Source organism: [Clostridium] saccharolyticum WM1 (genome assembly GCF_000144625.1).
Lineage (GTDB): Bacteria > Bacillota > Clostridia > Lachnospirales > Lachnospiraceae > Lacrimispora > Lacrimispora saccharolytica.
Genome location: NC_014376.1, coordinates 2,663,211 through 2,679,864, shown reverse-complemented (window position 1 = coordinate 2,679,864; position 16,654 = coordinate 2,663,211). Strand labels below are relative to the sequence as shown.

Genomic DNA, 16,654 nt, shown 5'->3' with positions numbered 1-16,654 from the left:
ATTTTTGAAGGGTGTTTACGGAATTATTTTACCGGTATCGGAATGAAATCAGTTCTTTTCCTGTCGGTCCTGGTCATATACATCATATCCAGATGGCTGGCTTGATTTTTCTGAATACCATTTATTCCGGAGACGGCGGTTCCTGCAAAATTCCCTGAGTATATTTTAAGTACGGTAAATAAATAGGAAGGCTGATAGTTTTATCAAATAATATGGGAAAGAGAATTGGAAATAGTAGATGCACAAAAGGTAGACCTCCCTTATAATGGAAGATGCGATGTATTTTATTTAACAAAGGATAAATAAGCTCACACTCCCATAATGATTAAAATATGATGATTAAACAAAGGAGAAGTGGCTGATAAAGAAGGTGGACTTATGCTGAAAATTGCGGTTTGTGATGATGAGCAAATAGTTTGTGCAGAAATAGAAAAAATTATTTTGGATTTTCAAAAGGAATCTGGCATACATTTAGAGGTTGAGGTTTTCTATTCCGGAAGTGATTTATATAAATTTATAGTAAATGAATATGCATTTGATTTAATATTTTTAGATATTGAAATGCAGGATTTAAATGGCATTCAGCTTGGGAACAGGATTCGAAATGAGCTGGAAAATTATATTACCAATATCGTGTACATATCGTCAAAGGATAACTATGACCGACAGCTGTTCGAAGTGCAGCCCATGCATTTTTTGCCCAAACCAGTAGAGAAAGAGAAAATTATTGCGGATATAAAATTAGCTTTAAAAATCCTGGGGAAGCGCAATGATGTGTTTTCATACAAAATTGGTCATAGCGTACATAAGATTCCAATAAAAGATATTTTGTATTTTGAAAGTTTAGACAGAGAAATAAAATTAGTTTCAACTAAAGGTAATGTTTGTTTTTACAGCACAATAGAAGCCGTCTTAACGCAGGTTTCCAGCTATCAATTTATTCAAATTCATAGATCTTACATCATTAACTATGCTTTTGTATCTAAATTTAGATATGAGGAAGTTATTATGCGGAATGGTGAGCATTTGCTTATAAGCCAGCGCAGAAGGAAAGATGTCCGGGACTTGCTTATATCTTATGAGAAGGAGGAAGAATCGTGCAATTAAGCATGTATGATATCATTTATATGATCTCCAATCTCTTTCGGACATACATTATTTATAAGTTTATGATGGTGTTATTTGACCGCAGCCAGCGGCAGGTAAAGGGAAAGTGGGAGTTTGCTTCCTATGCATCCTGTTATGTATTCATTACAGTTATTTACCTGTTGACTAAGATTTCTGTCATAATGCTGGTTTCCAATATCTGCTTTTTTTTTCTGCTGACATTTAATTATAAGGGGTCATTGAAAAGACGGATATTTTCAGTTATGGCAATTTATCTGACTCTAATGTGCATAGAAGTATTGCTGATTCTGTTTATAGGATATTTTAAACTTCCGATTTTAAAGCATAATGATTTTGACTCTGTTTTTGGCATTGTTGCAATGCAGATCATTTCTTATGCAGTGGTTATCATTTTATCTAAGTATAAGCATATTAAAAAAGGAATCAGTATTCCATCCACTTATTGGATTTGTATTTCAGTGATCCCCTTTGCCTCATTATATTTAATGTTGTTGCTTCTTTCGTCCGGCAATTTGAAATTTTCCTATGTTATTATTGGTATCATCTTAATTCTGGTGACCAACTTTTCTGTATTTTATCTGTATGATAAGATATCTGAAATGTTTTTAGAACAAAGCCAAAAGCTTTTATTTGCAGAGCAAAATAAATATTATGAAAAGCAGCTGGAAATTATGAAAGCTTCTTTGGAAGCAACCTTATCAATCAGGCATGATATGAAAAACCAATTGCTGGCATTACAGTCTCTCGCCAAAAACCATTGCCATGAGGAACTGCTGCAATGTTTAAATGACATAATTTCTGCTTTTGATGATAAAACGGTATTTTCACATTCAGGCAATGTAGTTGTTGACAGCATACTTAATTTTAAGCTGCAGGAAGCTTCCAAGCTGGATGCAGAAATTAGCCTGGATATTAATTTACCAAGGGATTTACAAGTACCTGCTTTTGATATGGCAACTATCTTGGGAAATTTACTTGATAATGCCATTGATGCACTAAAGGCCATTGAAAACAGGCGTATGATATCAGTAAAAATCAAGCATAACAGAGGACAATTTATAATAAAAGTTTCAAATACTTTTAATGGAATTATCATAGAACGGGATAATAATCTGGTTACTAAGAAGAAAGATAACATCAATCATGGGTTAGGCATCAAAAACATAAAAAGGATTTTGGAAAAATATGATGGTTCTATGGATATTGAATATAATTCAACCACATTCACTTCTATTTTACTGATGTATGTTGATTAAAAACAGGAGAATATTCTTCCTGTCTCTTCACCTTCTTAATAGATCATTCATTCATTACAAAAACATATGTCACTCGCAGCAAAAACCCGCATAATGGAATATAAATGATATAATCAATAAAAACAAAGGAGGTAATAATATATGAAAAAACTGATTATGAAATATGGTGGCGTGATTGCTACACTGGCTCTTATGGTAACAACTTTGAATGTAAACGCTGCTTGCACCTTTTACGCACACCAGCCAAAACTCCCGGATGGTGCTGAGAAACTTCGCAAATTTTAACAATGACTGTTTTTACGGAACGTGTAGTTACCCTATTGCAGGGAAACGGAATCATCAGAGAAGAGGATAGGGAACTGTATATTTATGGTTTACAGCAAGGTTTCATCATCATTTGGAACATACTGACGACTGTAACCATTGGTATTATCCTTGGACAGGTATGGGAAAGCATATTGTTTATGTTTGCCTATTTCCCGCTTAGATCCTGTGCGGGAGGATATCATGCAAAGACCCCTTTAAGATGTTATCTGCTTTCGATTATTATGGCAATAGCGGCACTTATATCAATGAGATTGCCTATATGGAACAGTGTCATTGGTTTGGTTTCGGTCATAGGATCCAGTGTGGTGATTTTGCTGCTTGCGCCGGTGGAAGATAGCAACAAACCCTTGGATGCAACGGAAACTGTTGTTTTCAAAAAGCGGACCAAAGTTGTATTATATGTTTTGGTTGGTATGGTGGTGATTTTTCAAATTGTAAGATTGCCTGATGTTTCTCATTGTATCATGCTTGCATTAATTACGTTATCTATTATGCTTGTACTGGGGAAATTAAAAAATCTGGGTGAAAGAAAAAATATAGTTAAGACAAGCTGAATGCAGCCTGGAAGAAGAAACGCAGGCAGAGCTTTTGGAAAGTTCTTATAAATTTACAGTGGCCAGGGTAATATTCAACAATAAAAGTTATATAACTAATGGCATTAACTGATAGGGGAAATGAAAGTATAAGTGATCTTTGAGAGAATACTATACTGAGTAATGAATTAAGCTTAAATATAAAATAGCTTTACAACGAATAATGGCAGATGCAATGCTTCTTACCATTCCAGGTTTTGAATGAAACCTAACGGCAGTGTCAAAGATATGGAGATTAGAATAACAAATACTTATGACCAGTATTAAACGGTTGCTTCAAACATAGAAGCCGGTTATGGTGTTTCTGATTTGAACCTGACAAATAGTTATGGAAAAGATGCCCCACGTAGTTTTTAAAAATTGTTACAATTCTTTGGATTAGAATCGGAGATGGTGTAAACAAAAAAGCAGTTTTACTATTCGGTTAAACTGTGCTTTGTTTGCACCATTTTCGATTTGAACGAAATGATCAAATAGAACATCCGGTCATCCAATATTGAAGTTTATGTCAGGATGAAGCAGACCGTGAATCTTCATATATTCCGGTTGCCAGATGGTAATCTGCCTATTTGATATGTTTAATACTTTATAAAGGAATTACAATAGGAGCAGAGCCAAAACTTGAAATCATTTTTTTGACTCTGCATACATTATAAGTATTATATAGATAACGGTTTGGCAGGGGCAGCGAGACTGGCTTTATACATTAAATCGGAACAGGACAACATCCCCATCCTTCACTACATATTCCTTACCTTCCAGGCGGACCAGTCCTTTATCCTTTGCTGCACTGTAGGTTTTACAGTCCAGAAGATCCTGATAATTCACAACCTCCGCACGTATAAAGCCACGTTCAAAATCCGAGTGGATCTTACCGGCAGCCTGAGGTGCTTTGGTCCCTTCCTTTATGGTCCATGCTCTTGTTTCTGTTGGACCTGCAGTTAAATAGCTGATGAGTCCAAGCAAATGATAGCTGGCTGCGATCAGCTTCTCCAAGCCTGATTCTGTAAGGCCCAGATCTTCCAGGAACATCTTTTTTTCATCTTCTTCCAGCTCTGCGATTTCCTGTTCGATCTGAGCACAGATAACAAATACTTCACAATCATTCTCTTTTGCAAATTTGCGAACCCTTTCCACATACTCATTGGAAATTCCGTCATCAGCCAGGTCGTCCTCGCAAACATTGGCGGCGAAAATCACAGGCTTAAAGGTGAGAAGATTAAGGGTAGATATGAATTCTTTTTCATCCCCATCCTCGATCTCCATCCCTCTTGCAAGTTTTCCATCTTCTAAGTGGACTTTGATCCTTTTTAAAATCTCCAGTTCCTTTGCAAGAGATTTGTCATTCATGGCGCCTTTTGTACTTTTGGCAATGCGGCGGTCTAAGATTTCCAAGTCGGAAAAGATCAGCTCCAGATTTATGGTTTCAATATCACGCAGGGGATCTACGTTTCCATCTACATGGATTACATTGGTATCCTCAAAGCAGCGGACCACATGGACGATAGCATCTACTTCCCGGATGTTGGAAAGAAACTGGTTGCCCAGGCCTTCCCCTTTGGAAGCTCCTTTTACAAGTCCTGCAATATCCACAAATTCAATAACGGCAGGAGTGATTTTTGCGGAATCATAAAGAGCGGCCAACTGGCCTAAGCGCACATCCGGAACAGGAACAACTCCCACATTGGGATCAATGGTACAAAATGGATAGTTAGCAGATTCTGCCCCAGCCTTTGTAAGAGAATTGAACAAGGTGCTTTTACCTACGTTTGGCAATCCGACAATACCTAATTTCATAGCAATTACCTTCCTAATATTGTTTATATTTATGGTTGATTTTTGTCTGCAACTAATATAGAATAGCATATTATCCGCAAAAATAAAAGGGAAAAACACAAGAATCAATAGTTTGTCGAATTATAGTTGAATATGTCGGGCGAATATGTTTGATTTTTGTGTTTTCACGGGGTAAAATAAAGAAAACATCGAAAGGAGAAGACGAATGGCAAATACGGCAGATATTAGTTTTGTCCATTTGGGAATTACAATCGACCATTTGCGAAACAGTATCTCAATATTTGGATTCCGCATTGCATTTTACGGGATTATCATAGGGGTTGGAATATTAGCAGGTCTTTGGGTTGCAACAAGCGATGCAAAACGCAGGGGACAAAATCCGGATATTTATCTGGATTATACCCTATATGCAATCATTATATCTATAATGGGAGCCCGGATCTATTATGTTTTATTTGATTGGGACAATTATAAGAATGACCTGCTTCAAATTTTAAATCTCAGGGCAGGAGGACTGGCCATTTATGGAGGTGTCATAGGGGCCGTTTTGACTCTAATTGTTTATACCAGGGTAAAGAAACTTTCCTTCTTTTCCTTGGCGGACACTGGATGCCTAGGATTGATAACCGGGCAGATTATAGGAAGATGGGGAAACTTCTTTAATTGCGAGGCGTTTGGCGGATATACCAACAGCCTGTTTGCTATGAGAATCAGAAGAGCGCTGGTTAATGAGAATATGATATCAAGAGAGCTTTTGAACCATTTGATCGTAAAAGATGGTGTGGAGTATATACAGGTACAGCCTACCTTTCTTTATGAATCGGTCTGGAATCTATGCGTGCTGTTATTTATGCTTTGGTACAGAAAACGCAAGAGGTTTGATGGGGAGATGCTTTTTATTTACCTGCTTGGCTATGGTTTGGGACGAGTGTGGATTGAAGGACTCCGCACGGACCAGCTAATATTCTTTAGTACTGGCATTCCGGTGTCTCAGGCACTGTCATTAATTCTGGTAGTGATATCTACTCTTGTGCTCTTCTGCAAACACAGACAGATACGAAAAAAGAGCAAAGGAGAAGTAATGATATGATGATGTCAAAAGAAGAGTTAATACACGATATTGAAGAAGCAAGGGAAAGATTAAATAAAAGCATTGAGCATGATGATGAAGATATTATTTATCACAGAAGTGTGGAACTGGATAAATTAATTGAACAATATATTGCAGCAGGCTATTAATACCGAAAGTCTGTAATGTATTTTGTGCAGGCTTGGGAAAAGCACGGAAAGAGATGGATTTCTTTTCGTGCTTTTTTTGTAATAAATTCCAATATTTCATACAAAAGGAGAGCAGGATCATGTGTACCAGTTTCATTAAAATGGCGGACAATGGCTACTTTATTGGGATGAACTTTGACAACAATGGGTTAAAATACAGCTTCGATACTAAAAAAAAGGATTGGTTTATTGTATCTGTTGATACAGGAAAAACTAAAAGCCCAAGTTTCGGGGTTCATAAGTCCGGGATCTTTTTTAATAACCTTAGCGTTGAATCTAATGGAAAAGGAGAATACAGGCGGGCAAAAGGAGTCGTTCATACCACAAAACTTATTTCAGGCATTATTGACGGTAACGTTCAAGTGGATGCTTTGGAGGATTTTTTGAAACAGACAGAGATCGTAAATGTACCTGGCTGGAGCACTCATAACATGATATGCGGAACCATGGGAAATACATGGATCATAGAGCCGGGAAGAGGATATCTCTACAATCCTCTGAAACAGGGGGAATTTCAGATCATGACAAATGTTTCGGTTAAGGATATTAAAGAAGCGGGAGCAGAAATGCATTGCAGCCGGTACATGATAGGGTCTGAATTATTGTCCGAAAATAAACCCATGACAGTGTCCAGAGCCTTTGAAATATTGAATGCCGTAAAGCAATGCAGCGGCCAATGGAATACTGATATTTCGATGGTTTACGACAGTGCCGGTGCTGTTGTTTATTACTGCGAAAAGCAGAATTTTGCCGATATATATGAATACCATTTGAAAGAATAATCAGTTAAATTCCGCGAAAATGGAAAAAGGCGGAATATAATCGGGAAAAGGGTGAAAGCAGCGATGCTTTTACCCTTTTTTTATCATGCGGTACTGGGGAAACTTTAGATTAAGCTCCAGGAGGTTCTTTGCAAGACGCTGCACTTTTATGGAAATACTCCGGCGAGATTGCTGAAAAGCAATTTGACACAACTGACGGAGGGATGTAATATTTAACTTAGAATTGTCGAAAACTGTTACATAGACGGTAGAATGTATCCGGAGGTGGGAAAATGAAGCATTTGTCGTTCCGAATGAAGCTGACTCTTGTTTTTATTATAACAGCCATGATGGAAGGGGCTATTATAGGGAGTCTATCTTTTTCCCATAGCAAGGACATTGTGGTAAAAAATAAAAAACAGGAAATGTCAGATACCATTAACCGCATTGATGTTAACATCAATGTTAAGGTCCGTTATATCATGGAGATCCTTGACAATGCGGTGGTCAGCCAGCTGGTGCGGGATGCATGCACTCCAGGCTGGGATGAAGGGGATCAGCGGGCCAACAGGACTTATCTTGATGAGTACTGCCGGAGCCTTATAAAATCCGTTGGAGAGCAGATGGACATTTCCATCATCAACACATCCCAGGTAATGTATACAACAGTCAAGACCCACGGTTCCGGACCAATGTATCTTTCAAAGGATATACTTAAAAGCTACGATGAGGCGCTTGGCGGCAGAAATAATAAAACGGTGTGGACAGGTATCATGCCAAAGCTTTTTTCACCTTCCGGAGAAGAGCATCAGGCAGTGACTGTTGTCAGGGCTATCCAGGACAAGGAGGAAGAAAAAAACTTAGGAGTCATGGTGATTGAACTGGATCCCGATATGTTCAGCAATCTTCTTTTGGGGAACCAGGGGCTGTTCCAGTACCAATATCTGTTTATTGTGGACCAAAAGGGGCAGGTGGTTTGCAGCAATCCCAAGATAAACAATGGTTGGCAGGAAGAAATCAACGACCGTTTTGAACGGGGGATCCGCCGTTTTGAACTGGAATGGAATGGCAAGAAATACTATGTCTGCGGGCAATACAATGGCATCACTGGCTGGAAATCCTATTCGGCCATACCTTTTGAGGGGTTATTTCCCCAGGCAGAGGATTTAAACAAGGCCATATGGCTGGTGGGAACGGTAAGTACCTTAGGAATAGCCGTGGTCATCGTTCTCCTGGTTTACACCATGGCAGGTCCTATCAAGCGGCTTTCAAGGGCAATGGGGCAGGTACAGAAGGGAGACTTTACTGTCCGGGTCTCAAATAAAAGAAAGGATGAAATTGGTGAACTGACAGAATCCTTTAATTACATGCTGGAAGAGATCAATACCCTGATCCGCCAGGTTTATCAGGAGAAGATCGCTCAGAAAAATGCGGAGGTCCAGGCTCTTCAGGCACAGATCAATCCCCATTTTCTTTATAATACCTTAGACTCTGTCAACTGGATGCTCATCGACCGGGAAGAATATGATATCAGTGATATCATTCTTTCCCTGGCAGGCCTAATGCGTTACAGCATAGAGGATGAACATGCCTTTGTGCCTCTGGAAAAGGAAATCGGATATGTGCAGTGTTATTTAAAAATCCAAAAAAACCGTTTGGAAGAGCGGCTGGAATATTCCCTTGAAGTGGAGGAAAACCTGGCTGCTGTCCAGGTTCCGAAACTGATTCTGCAGCCCATTGTGGAAAATGCCATCACCCATGGAATTGAACCCAGAAACCGGAAAGGGAACATCTCCATCACGATAAAAGGGGTTGGAGATGATATGATCATTTCGGTGGAGGATAATGGTATTGGTATGACCTTAAGCCAGCTTAGTCATATCAGGGATGAATTACCTGATATAGAAAAGGAGGGCCATACCGGAATCGGGATCAGGAACGTAGACCGGCGCATCCGACTTCATTATGGGGATCCTTATGGGATTGTCATAGAAAGCATTTATGGAAAAGGAACCATTGTAAGCCTGCGAATACCGAAAGAACACCGGCCGGTAACGGAATTGGGTACAGAGAAAGGAGAAAATGCCAGACATGAAGCTGATCATCGTGGATGATGAACCAAAAATCAGAAAGGGACTTTTTAAGCTGCTGGATGCCCAGGAAGGCTTTAAAGTGACAGGGATATTTGAAGATGTCCGTTCTGCCCTTAAGGCCTTGTATGAACTGGAGGCCGATGTGATCATTACGGATATAAAAATGCCGGAAGTCTCAGGCCTTGAGCTGATCCGCCAGATTCGGGAAAGAAACTTAAAGCTCCGAATCATTATTTTAAGCGGGTACAGCAATTTTTCCTATGCCCAGAAGGCCATTGAACTGGGGGTGACCAGATATTTGCTAAAGCCTACGGACCCAAGGGAGCTTATTTCCGTGTTAAGAGAAGTGGAGCGGGAGCTTCAGCCGGAAGCCTCAGAAAAAGACGGGAAACAAAATCAGTCAGCGGAAGGGGAAAATGAAGTCGGGAATTTGCTGGTGGTGAAAGCCATCCAGTATATTGAGGTCCATTATGGAGGTAAGATCACCCTAAAGGATATGGCCAGGGAACTTCATCTTTCTCCTAACTACTTGTGTGAGCTTTTTAAACGCCATACAGGAAAGAATCTTATGGAATATGTGACCGAATACCGGATGCAAAAGGCAAAGTCCTATTTAAACCATGTAGAATATAAGGTGGCAGATGTGGCGGAAATGGTGGGTTATAGAGAAGCGAAATATTTCAGCAGCGCCTTTAAGAAAGCATATGGAATCACTCCGCTGGAGTACCGGAACAGACGATAAACTCCTTAGAATCAAATAATAAAGACGGGAAAATGACTAAAAAGTTTCTCCTGTCTTTCTTTTATTTGTTCATAATAACAAAAAACATAATATTTTGGTATAAATAGTAATCTAATAGAATTGTGGCCAATGCCGGAAAATGATAATCTATTATCACAAACAACTTACAAGCGTCTGTGAATCAGGCCAGCATGGTATCACTTTCAGATTAATTTCCACGAAGGCAGCATACCGAAGGTAAACTCGCTTGAACCCTTAGGAAGCTGCAGGATATCTGACTGAGGACAGACTCAAAAAAAGGAGGAATTTCGTATGAAGAAAAGATTTGGCGCATTGCTCATGGCAGGGATAACGGCAGCAGCACTTGTACTCAGTGGCTGCAGTAGTGGAGGTAAGACAGAAGGGGCGGCTGAAACAAAGGCTCAGGCAAGCGGAAAGAGTGCTGCGGATTATAAAATTGTCCTGATCCTTCCAGGACCGATCAATGATCAAAGCTGGAATGCCACAAACTATGCAGGCCTTACAGCATGTAACGAAAAGCTGGGCACGAAAATGGAATATATAGAAAATGTGCAGGCTTCTGACTATGAATCCACATTCCGTGAATATGCGGAACGAGGCTATGATCTTATTATGGCGGCCGGTTCTCAGTTTGATGAAGCAGTGGCAGCAGTGGCTCCCAATTATAAGGATACCACTTTTTGTGCGGTAAATGGTTCCAAATGTGATGGAGACAATGTGGCTCCCATCTTTCCAAAGGAATATGAAGCCAGTTATATCGCTTCCATCCTTGCGGGAAATGTGACAAAAAACGGTAACTTCGCAACCATCGGAGGCTTTCCCAATGAACCCATGGAGCACTTGATGGATGTATATGAAAAGAACTCAGTAAAAATTGCAGAAAGCCGCGGTATCTCCGGTGCAAAGGCCACGAGAGCCTATGCAAACAGCTGGAATGACGTAGCCCTTGGCAAGCAGATGGCAGAGCAGATGATCGACAACGGAGCAGACACCCTGTTTGTTTATGCCAATGAGGTAGGTCTCGGAAGTATTGAGGCAGCAAAAGCGAAGGGTGCAAAATTTATCGGCTTTTCCAGTGATCAGACAACCATTGATCCCAATACTGTCGTAGCTTCTGTTAATTTTGATTTTAAAAATTTCTATATCTGGGCTCTGGGCCTTTATATGGATGGCAAGCTTTCCGGTAATATGGTTCATGAAGCAGGAATTAATGAAGATATCTTTGTACCGGTATATACCGACAATATCACCCAGGAAATAAAAGATGCGGTTGATCAGGGAATTAAGGATTTCAAAGATGGAAAGGTAGATTTACAGGCGTTGTTTGAGAAATAAGAGAAAACCGGAGGGCTGCTGCAGGAAAAAACAAGATTGTTTCAACTGCGAAGCCCTCGTTGTTTGCACGGGCAATGAGCCGAACGTACGCTTACATGTTCAATCGGCAAATGTTACGTCAAATAAGAAAAACCCGCAAAGCGTGTTTTATTTCCTAAGAAGAGGAGGAGCTTCGTGAATACACCGTTTTTTGAATTAAAGAATGTATCGAAATATTTTGCCAGGGTGGTGGCAAACAAGGATATTTCTTTTTCCGTAAATAGGGGGGAAGTGCTGGCGCTGTTAGGTGAGAACGGAGCAGGGAAAAGCACTGTTATGAAGATCCTCTACGGTCTTTACCGTGCGGATGAGGGTCAGATCCTGATGGATGGAAAGGAGCAGAAAATCAACTCCCCCAAAGATGCCATGGCTTTAGGAATTTCTATGATTCAGCAGCATTTCTCCCTGGTATCCGCGCATACGGTCACGGAAAATATTATTTTAGGCAATGTAAACGGCGTCATTGATTATGAGAAATGCAAAAAGGAGGTAGAGGAACTGTCGGCCCAGTACGGGTTTCAAATTCCTGTCGATACCAAGGTGGAGGAGCTTGCAGTGGGAGTGCAGCAAAAGGTGGAGATTTTAAAAGCCCTTTATTTGAAGACAAGCTTATTGATCATGGATGAGCCTACGGCAGTTCTGACGCCGCAGGAAGCTGATACCCTGATGGTGTTTGTAAAAGAGTATACTTCCAGAGGAAATTCTGTTATCTTCATCACCCATAAAATGAAGGAGGTAATGGAGGTGGCTGACCGGATCATTGTTATGAGGAACGGCAGGCTTACGGGAGACCTTTCTGCAAAGGACACCAATGAGGTGGAACTGACCAGGCTGATGATGGGAAAGGAAATGGTGGCACCAAAGCGGGATCAGGCGGGAGAGAAAAAAGAAAAAAGGGTCTGCCTGGAATTGAAATCAGTCACCGTTCAGCGCAAAGGGGAGACTCCTTTATTAAGTGACCTGTCATTCCAGATTATGGAAGGTGAGATTTTCGGAGTAGCGGGAGTGAGCGGAAACGGACAGGAAGAGCTTTGTGAAGTGATCTGCGGTGCGCTCCCCGTTACTTCTGGAAAGGTACTTTTAAGCGGCAGGGATATTACAGCCTCTTCCGTAAGGGAACGCATTGATTTAGGGATCGGATACGTTCCGGTGGACCGTTACAGGGATGCCATGGTGGGAGACATGACACTGGCTGAAAATATGATGTTAAAGACCAGCTTTGATAAAAAGTGGACGGTCCATGGCCTTTTAAATAGGAAGAAACTCCAGAATGATACGCAGAAAGCCATTGATGAATTTGAAATCAAGGCACCCGGCCCGGATGCCCAGATCAAGGGTTTGTCAGGGGGAAACCAGCAAAAAGTCATTCTTGCCAGGGAAGTGGGAAATGCAGGCAAGGTTTTGATCATGGATCAGCCTACCAGGGGTCTGGACTTAGGAGCCATTCATAACATTCACAACAACATTCTGGCAGAGGGTCGAAATGGAAAGGGAATCCTTCTGGTATCCACAGAACTGTCTGAGATTTTCCAGCTTTGCGACAGAATCGCCGTGATCTACAAAGGTTCTTTTATGGGAATCTACGATCATGACCAACTAAACACAGAACGGATCGGTCTATTAATGGCCGGCTACAAAGAGGAGAAGGAGGCGTAAGGCATGAATACAAAAATCAGAGACATGATCGTGACAAATGCTGCTGCCATCATTGCCGGCCTGCTCTTAAGCGGCCTCATGCTTTTGCTGCTGCATATTAATCCGGGAGAGGTATTTGTATATTCCATTAAGACCATGTTTACGGATAAATATACCATGGGAGAAGTATTTTTAAAGGCAACGCCTCTTATTTTTACAGCGTTGGCGTTTGCGTTTACCTTTAAGGCTAACTTATTTAACATTGGCGCACAGGGACAGTTTTATATGGGTTCTGTTGCAGCCATAGCCCTGTCTTTACAGCTTGACGGAAAGGTACCCACAGCACTGCTTCTGATCCTTGTGTGCCTTACAACGGCACTGGCTGGAGGACTTATGGGAGCTTTGATCGGATTTTTAAAGGCACGCTACAAGGCCAATGAGTTTCTGGTCAGTATGATGTCCACCTATGTTGCTTTGGCGGTCATGAATTATTTGCTGCGCACATTTTTAAAGGAATCCAAGGGAGAGTACCCGCAGACAGATGCCATAACAAGGGCGGCATGGCTTCCTGTCATCGTAAAGGGAACCAGGCTTCATATCGGATTTATACTTGCAGTTCTGGCTGCCGTAGGCATTTGGATCCTGCTTTATAAAACACCTCTGGGATACAGGATCCGTGCAGTTGGAAGTAACGCTTCCGCAGCCAGGATGTCAGGAATTGATTCCAATAAGATCTTTGTGACCGCATTTTTTATCAGCGGCGCCCTGGCAGGTGCTGCCGGATTCACAGAAGTTAACGGGGTTCAGCATATGCTGATCCAGGATTTTAACAGCGGAGTAGGTTCCGCCGGTCTGGGTATCGCCATACTGGCGAATGCCAATCCCATTGGAATTATTTTTGCCTCTGTATTATTTGGTGCATTGGGTGTCATGGGAAATCTCATGGGCCGCATGCCAGGGGTCAATGTTCCTGCAAGCATTGTAGATCTGATGCAGGGATTCGTCATGCTGTTCGTTATCATATCCTATTTCTTCCGGCACTATATGGAAAACAGGAGAGAGAAGCGCAGACTGCAGAAAGGAGCGTGAAACAGGTTATGATCATAAGCTTATTAAAACGTGCTCTGATGATGAGTACTCCACTGCTGTTTGGCTCCATAGCTGAAGTAATCGCAGAGCGTTCTGGTATGATGGTTACTGCCATTGAAGGGATATTTCTTATGGGGGCCTGGGGTGGATTTGTGGGAACCTATCTGACCGGCAGCGCATTCATCGGCATTCTTGCCGCGATTCTATCAGGACTTGTGGCAGCAGCCGTATATGGCGTCGTATGTATTTATTTAAAACAGCACCAGGTTGTGACAGGTACTGCCATTAATGTACTGGCAGCAGGAATCTGTACCTATTTACAAAGGGTATTGTTCGGAGTCCCAACCGCACCTTTAAAAATCAGCCCTCTGCCTGAGATCGCCATTCCCCTCCTCAGTCAGATTCCAGTCATTGGCCCTGTTTTCTTCCGGCAGAATTTATTGACTTATGTGGTTTACCTTCTCATTCCAGCTTCCTATTTCCTTTTATTTAAAACTTCCTTTGGTCTGACCATTCGTTCTACCGGGGAAAATCCGGAAGCAGTGGATGTAGCCGGCATCAATGTGAATGCGGTCCGGTTCTTTACCGTCCTGCTGGCAGGAGTCATGGGAGGAATCGCAGGTGCATTCTACTCTGTAGGATATTTGGGAATGTTCACCACAAATATCATCGGCGGCCGCGGCTGGATCGCATTTGCCATATGCTTTCTTGGCAACTGGAATCCCAAAGGAGCCGTCGCAGGAACCGTGGTTTTCGGACTTACGGAGGCCATCGCCATATATATGCAGTCGGTGGGAGGAGGAAGCTATTTCCCCAACGAATTATTCATTGCAATGCCTTATCTGCTGACCATTGTGCTTACCGTATCAAGAAGGAATTTTAATGTACCGGCAAAGCTGGGAGTGGCTTACAGCAAAGAAAACTAAATAGAAAATAAACAGGCATCTCCTGACCAGTGTATTCCCCGACACTGCCTCAGGAGGTGCTTTTTCCATATTTTGGAAGAAATCTAAGGCATGGTGTCCGCAGTTACAGAGTAGCCAAATCAAAATGAAATTTATACGAAATTGTTCTTGCTATTTCCCGGCAAATGTACTAGAATTAAACCATAAGTGGAGGAAAGTGGTGCAAAGTGGTAGAAAATGGTGGGATAGTGGTCCAAAACCCTACCAATGTACAAGCAGGTGATTGGTATGTTCATGGGAGAATACAATCATACAGTCGATGCAAAGGGGCGTCTCATCGTCCCATCGAAGTTCAGAGAGCAGCTAGGAGACGAATTCGTTGTAACGAAGGGACTAGATGGCTGTTTATTTGTGTATGATAACAATGAGTGGACTGCCCTGGAAAATAAGCTGAAAAGCCTGCCCCTGACCAACACCAATGCCAGAAAGTTTTCCAGATTCTTTCTGGCCGGAGCAACCACCTGTGAGGTGGACAAGCAGGGAAGGATTCTTCTTCCGGCAGTATTAAGGGAGCATGCGGGTATTGACAAGGACGCGGTTCTCGTGGGAGTGGGAAGCCGAATTGAAATCTGGAGCAAGGATGCATGGATCGCAGCCAATACCTATGAAGATATGGAAGAAATCGCGGAAGCTATGGAAGGACTTGGTATATGATGTTTGAACACAAGTCAGTGCTGCTTTATGAGACCATTGACAGCCTGAATGTAAAGCCGGACGGAATTTATGTGGACGGAACGCTGGGAGGAGGCGGACATGCTTTGGAAGTGTGTAAGCGCCTGGGAACATACGGAAGATTAATCGGAATTGATCAGGATGGGGATGCCATTAAGGCAGCCGCAGAACGGCTGAAGGATTATGAAGATAAGGTAACAGTCGTAAGAAGCAATTACGAAAATATACAGACAGTACTAAAGGATTTGGGAATTGAAAAGGTGGACGGAATTTACTTAGACCTTGGGGTATCCTCTTACCAGCTTGATAAGCCGGAAAGAGGATTTACCTACAGGGAAGATGATGCGCCTTTGGACATGCGGATGGACCAGAGGAATGAGCAGACGGCAGCCGATATCATCAATTCCTACAGTGAATTTGACTTATACCGGATCATACGGGATTATGGTGAGGATAAGTTTGCAAAGAATATTGCAAAACATATTGTAAGGGCCAGACAGGGAAAGCCCATTGAGACAACCGGAGAACTGACGGAAATCATCAAAGAGGCCATACCTGCGAGGGTAAGGGCAGTGGGAGGACACCCCTCTAAACGAACATTTCAGGCCATAAGAATCGAACTGAATAAGGAACTGGAGGTTTTAAACAAATCACTTGATACCATGATTGATCTGTTAAATCCGGGAGGGCGGCTGTCCATTATCACGTTTCATTCCCTGGAAGACAGGATGGTGAAAACAAGATTTAGGACCAACGAGAATCCGTGCATTTGTCCGTCTGATTTTCCTGTCTGCGTCTGCGGAAGGAAGAGTAAGGGCAAAGTGATTACAAGAAAGCCCATTGTACCATCAGAAGAAGAGATAGAAGAAAACAAACGTTCAAAGAGTTCAAAACTTCGGGTGTTTGAACGAATATAAAAGGGA

General features: G+C 41.8%; 16 protein-coding genes. 15 read left to right on the top strand and 1 reads right to left on the bottom strand.

What is annotated here, in order from left to right:
• Positions 1-354 precede the first annotated feature (354 nt).
• The 4 genes from CLOSA_RS12510 to CLOSA_RS12500 all read left to right on the top strand — a co-directional run bounded on the left by CLOSA_RS12510 (position 355) and on the right by CLOSA_RS12500 (position 3,265).
• Positions 355-1,107, top strand: coding sequence for a LytR/AlgR family response regulator transcription factor (locus CLOSA_RS12510; protein ID WP_242647733.1), 753 nt, complete (start codon positions 355-357; stop codon positions 1,105-1,107).
• A 263-nt stretch (positions 1,108-1,370) separates the two neighbouring features.
• Positions 1,371-2,384: a sensor histidine kinase gene (locus CLOSA_RS12505; protein ID WP_157669018.1), complete on the top strand. Its 1,014-nt coding sequence runs from the start codon at positions 1,371-1,373 to the stop codon at positions 2,382-2,384.
• A gap of 141 nt (positions 2,385-2,525) precedes the next feature.
• Positions 2,526-2,669: a cyclic lactone autoinducer peptide gene (locus CLOSA_RS22150; RefSeq protein WP_013273134.1), complete on the top strand. Its 144-nt coding sequence runs from the start codon at positions 2,526-2,528 to the stop codon at positions 2,667-2,669.
• Positions 2,670-2,671: 2 nt separating this feature from the next.
• Positions 2,672-3,265: an accessory gene regulator B family protein gene (locus CLOSA_RS12500; protein ID WP_013273133.1), complete on the top strand. Its 594-nt coding sequence runs from the start codon at positions 2,672-2,674 to the stop codon at positions 3,263-3,265.
• 738 nt (positions 3,266-4,003) lie between these two features.
• Here CLOSA_RS12500 and ychF read toward each other — a convergent pair.
• Entirely contained in the window at positions 4,004-5,101 is a 1,098-nt protein-coding gene (gene ychF, locus CLOSA_RS12495) for a redox-regulated ATPase YchF (RefSeq protein ID WP_013273132.1), read from the bottom strand.
• 205 nt (positions 5,102-5,306) lie between these two features.
• Between ychF and lgt the strand changes: the two genes are divergently transcribed.
• From lgt to rsmH, 11 genes are all read left to right on the top strand, one after another.
• Positions 5,307-6,191, top strand: coding sequence for a prolipoprotein diacylglyceryl transferase (gene lgt, locus CLOSA_RS12490; protein WP_013273131.1), 885 nt, complete (start codon positions 5,307-5,309; stop codon positions 6,189-6,191).
• Positions 6,188-6,340 (top strand): aspartyl-phosphate phosphatase Spo0E family protein, encoded by a 153-nt coding sequence (locus tag CLOSA_RS22145; RefSeq protein ID WP_013273130.1) that lies wholly within the window; start codon positions 6,188-6,190, stop codon positions 6,338-6,340. Before lgt ends, CLOSA_RS22145 begins: the two co-directional genes overlap by 4 nt.
• Before the next feature lie 119 nt (positions 6,341-6,459).
• Positions 6,460-7,161 (top strand): hypothetical protein, encoded by a 702-nt coding sequence (locus CLOSA_RS12485; RefSeq protein WP_013273129.1) that lies wholly within the window; start codon positions 6,460-6,462, stop codon positions 7,159-7,161.
• A 272-nt stretch (positions 7,162-7,433) separates the two neighbouring features.
• Complete coding sequence (locus CLOSA_RS12480) at positions 7,434-9,254, top strand: cache domain-containing sensor histidine kinase (RefSeq protein WP_013273128.1); 1,821 nt, start codon at positions 7,434-7,436, stop codon at positions 9,252-9,254.
• Positions 9,232-9,975: a response regulator transcription factor gene (locus CLOSA_RS12475; protein ID WP_013273127.1), complete on the top strand. Its 744-nt coding sequence runs from the start codon at positions 9,232-9,234 to the stop codon at positions 9,973-9,975. Before CLOSA_RS12480 ends, CLOSA_RS12475 begins: the two co-directional genes overlap by 23 nt.
• A 312-nt stretch (positions 9,976-10,287) precedes the next feature.
• The gene (locus tag CLOSA_RS12470) at positions 10,288-11,331 is read left to right on the top strand and encodes a BMP family protein (RefSeq protein WP_013273126.1); all 1,044 of its coding nucleotides are present in this window, start codon (positions 10,288-10,290) and stop codon (positions 11,329-11,331) included.
• 174 nt (positions 11,332-11,505) lie between these two features.
• Positions 11,506-13,026: an ABC transporter ATP-binding protein gene (locus CLOSA_RS12465; protein ID WP_013273125.1), complete on the top strand. Its 1,521-nt coding sequence runs from the start codon at positions 11,506-11,508 to the stop codon at positions 13,024-13,026.
• A 3-nt stretch (positions 13,027-13,029) separates the two neighbouring features.
• Positions 13,030-14,094 (top strand): ABC transporter permease, encoded by a 1,065-nt coding sequence (locus CLOSA_RS12460; RefSeq protein WP_013273124.1) that lies wholly within the window; start codon positions 13,030-13,032, stop codon positions 14,092-14,094.
• Positions 14,095-14,102: 8 nt separating this feature from the next.
• Positions 14,103-15,020 carry an ABC transporter permease gene (locus CLOSA_RS12455; RefSeq protein WP_013273123.1) on the top strand — a complete coding sequence of 306 codons (918 nt, stop codon included), beginning with the start codon at positions 14,103-14,105 and terminating at the stop codon, positions 15,018-15,020.
• Between the two features lie 267 nt (positions 15,021-15,287).
• A complete protein-coding gene (gene mraZ / locus CLOSA_RS12450; protein ID WP_013273122.1) occupies positions 15,288-15,713 on the top strand; it encodes a division/cell wall cluster transcriptional repressor MraZ in 426 nt (141 codons plus the stop codon).
• A complete protein-coding gene (gene rsmH, locus CLOSA_RS12445) occupies positions 15,710-16,648 on the top strand; it encodes a 16S rRNA (cytosine(1402)-N(4))-methyltransferase RsmH (RefSeq protein ID WP_013273121.1) in 939 nt (312 codons plus the stop codon). Before mraZ ends, rsmH begins: the two co-directional genes overlap by 4 nt.
• The last annotated feature ends 6 nt before the right edge of the window (positions 16,649-16,654 follow it).

What these genes read in the sequence shown, in the direction of transcription:
- CLOSA_RS12505 (WP_157669018.1), top strand. Translation starts at nt 1,371, where the DNA reads ATGGCAATTTATCTGACTCTAATGTGCATAGAAGTATTGCTGATTCTG.
- CLOSA_RS22150 (WP_013273134.1), top strand. Translation starts at nt 2,526, where the DNA reads ATGAAAAAACTGATTATGAAATATGGTGGCGTGATTGCTACACTGGCT.
- CLOSA_RS12500 (WP_013273133.1), top strand. Translation starts at nt 2,672, where the DNA reads ATGACTGTTTTTACGGAACGTGTAGTTACCCTATTGCAGGGAAACGGA.
- ychF (WP_013273132.1), bottom strand. Translation starts at nt 5,101, where the DNA reads ATGAAATTAGGTATTGTCGGATTGCCAAACGTAGGTAAAAGCACCTTG.
- lgt (WP_013273131.1), top strand. Translation starts at nt 5,307, where the DNA reads ATGGCAAATACGGCAGATATTAGTTTTGTCCATTTGGGAATTACAATC.
- CLOSA_RS22145 (WP_013273130.1), top strand. Translation starts at nt 6,188, where the DNA reads ATGATGATGTCAAAAGAAGAGTTAATACACGATATTGAAGAAGCAAGG.
- CLOSA_RS12485 (WP_013273129.1), top strand. Translation starts at nt 6,460, where the DNA reads ATGTGTACCAGTTTCATTAAAATGGCGGACAATGGCTACTTTATTGGG.
- CLOSA_RS12480 (WP_013273128.1), top strand. Translation starts at nt 7,434, where the DNA reads ATGAAGCATTTGTCGTTCCGAATGAAGCTGACTCTTGTTTTTATTATA.
- CLOSA_RS12475 (WP_013273127.1), top strand. Translation starts at nt 9,232, where the DNA reads ATGAAGCTGATCATCGTGGATGATGAACCAAAAATCAGAAAGGGACTT.
- CLOSA_RS12470 (WP_013273126.1), top strand. Translation starts at nt 10,288, where the DNA reads ATGAAGAAAAGATTTGGCGCATTGCTCATGGCAGGGATAACGGCAGCA.
- CLOSA_RS12460 (WP_013273124.1), top strand. Translation starts at nt 13,030, where the DNA reads ATGAATACAAAAATCAGAGACATGATCGTGACAAATGCTGCTGCCATC.
- CLOSA_RS12455 (WP_013273123.1), top strand. Translation starts at nt 14,103, where the DNA reads ATGATCATAAGCTTATTAAAACGTGCTCTGATGATGAGTACTCCACTG.
- mraZ (WP_013273122.1), top strand. Translation starts at nt 15,288, where the DNA reads ATGTTCATGGGAGAATACAATCATACAGTCGATGCAAAGGGGCGTCTC.
- rsmH (WP_013273121.1), top strand. Translation starts at nt 15,710, where the DNA reads ATGATGTTTGAACACAAGTCAGTGCTGCTTTATGAGACCATTGACAGC.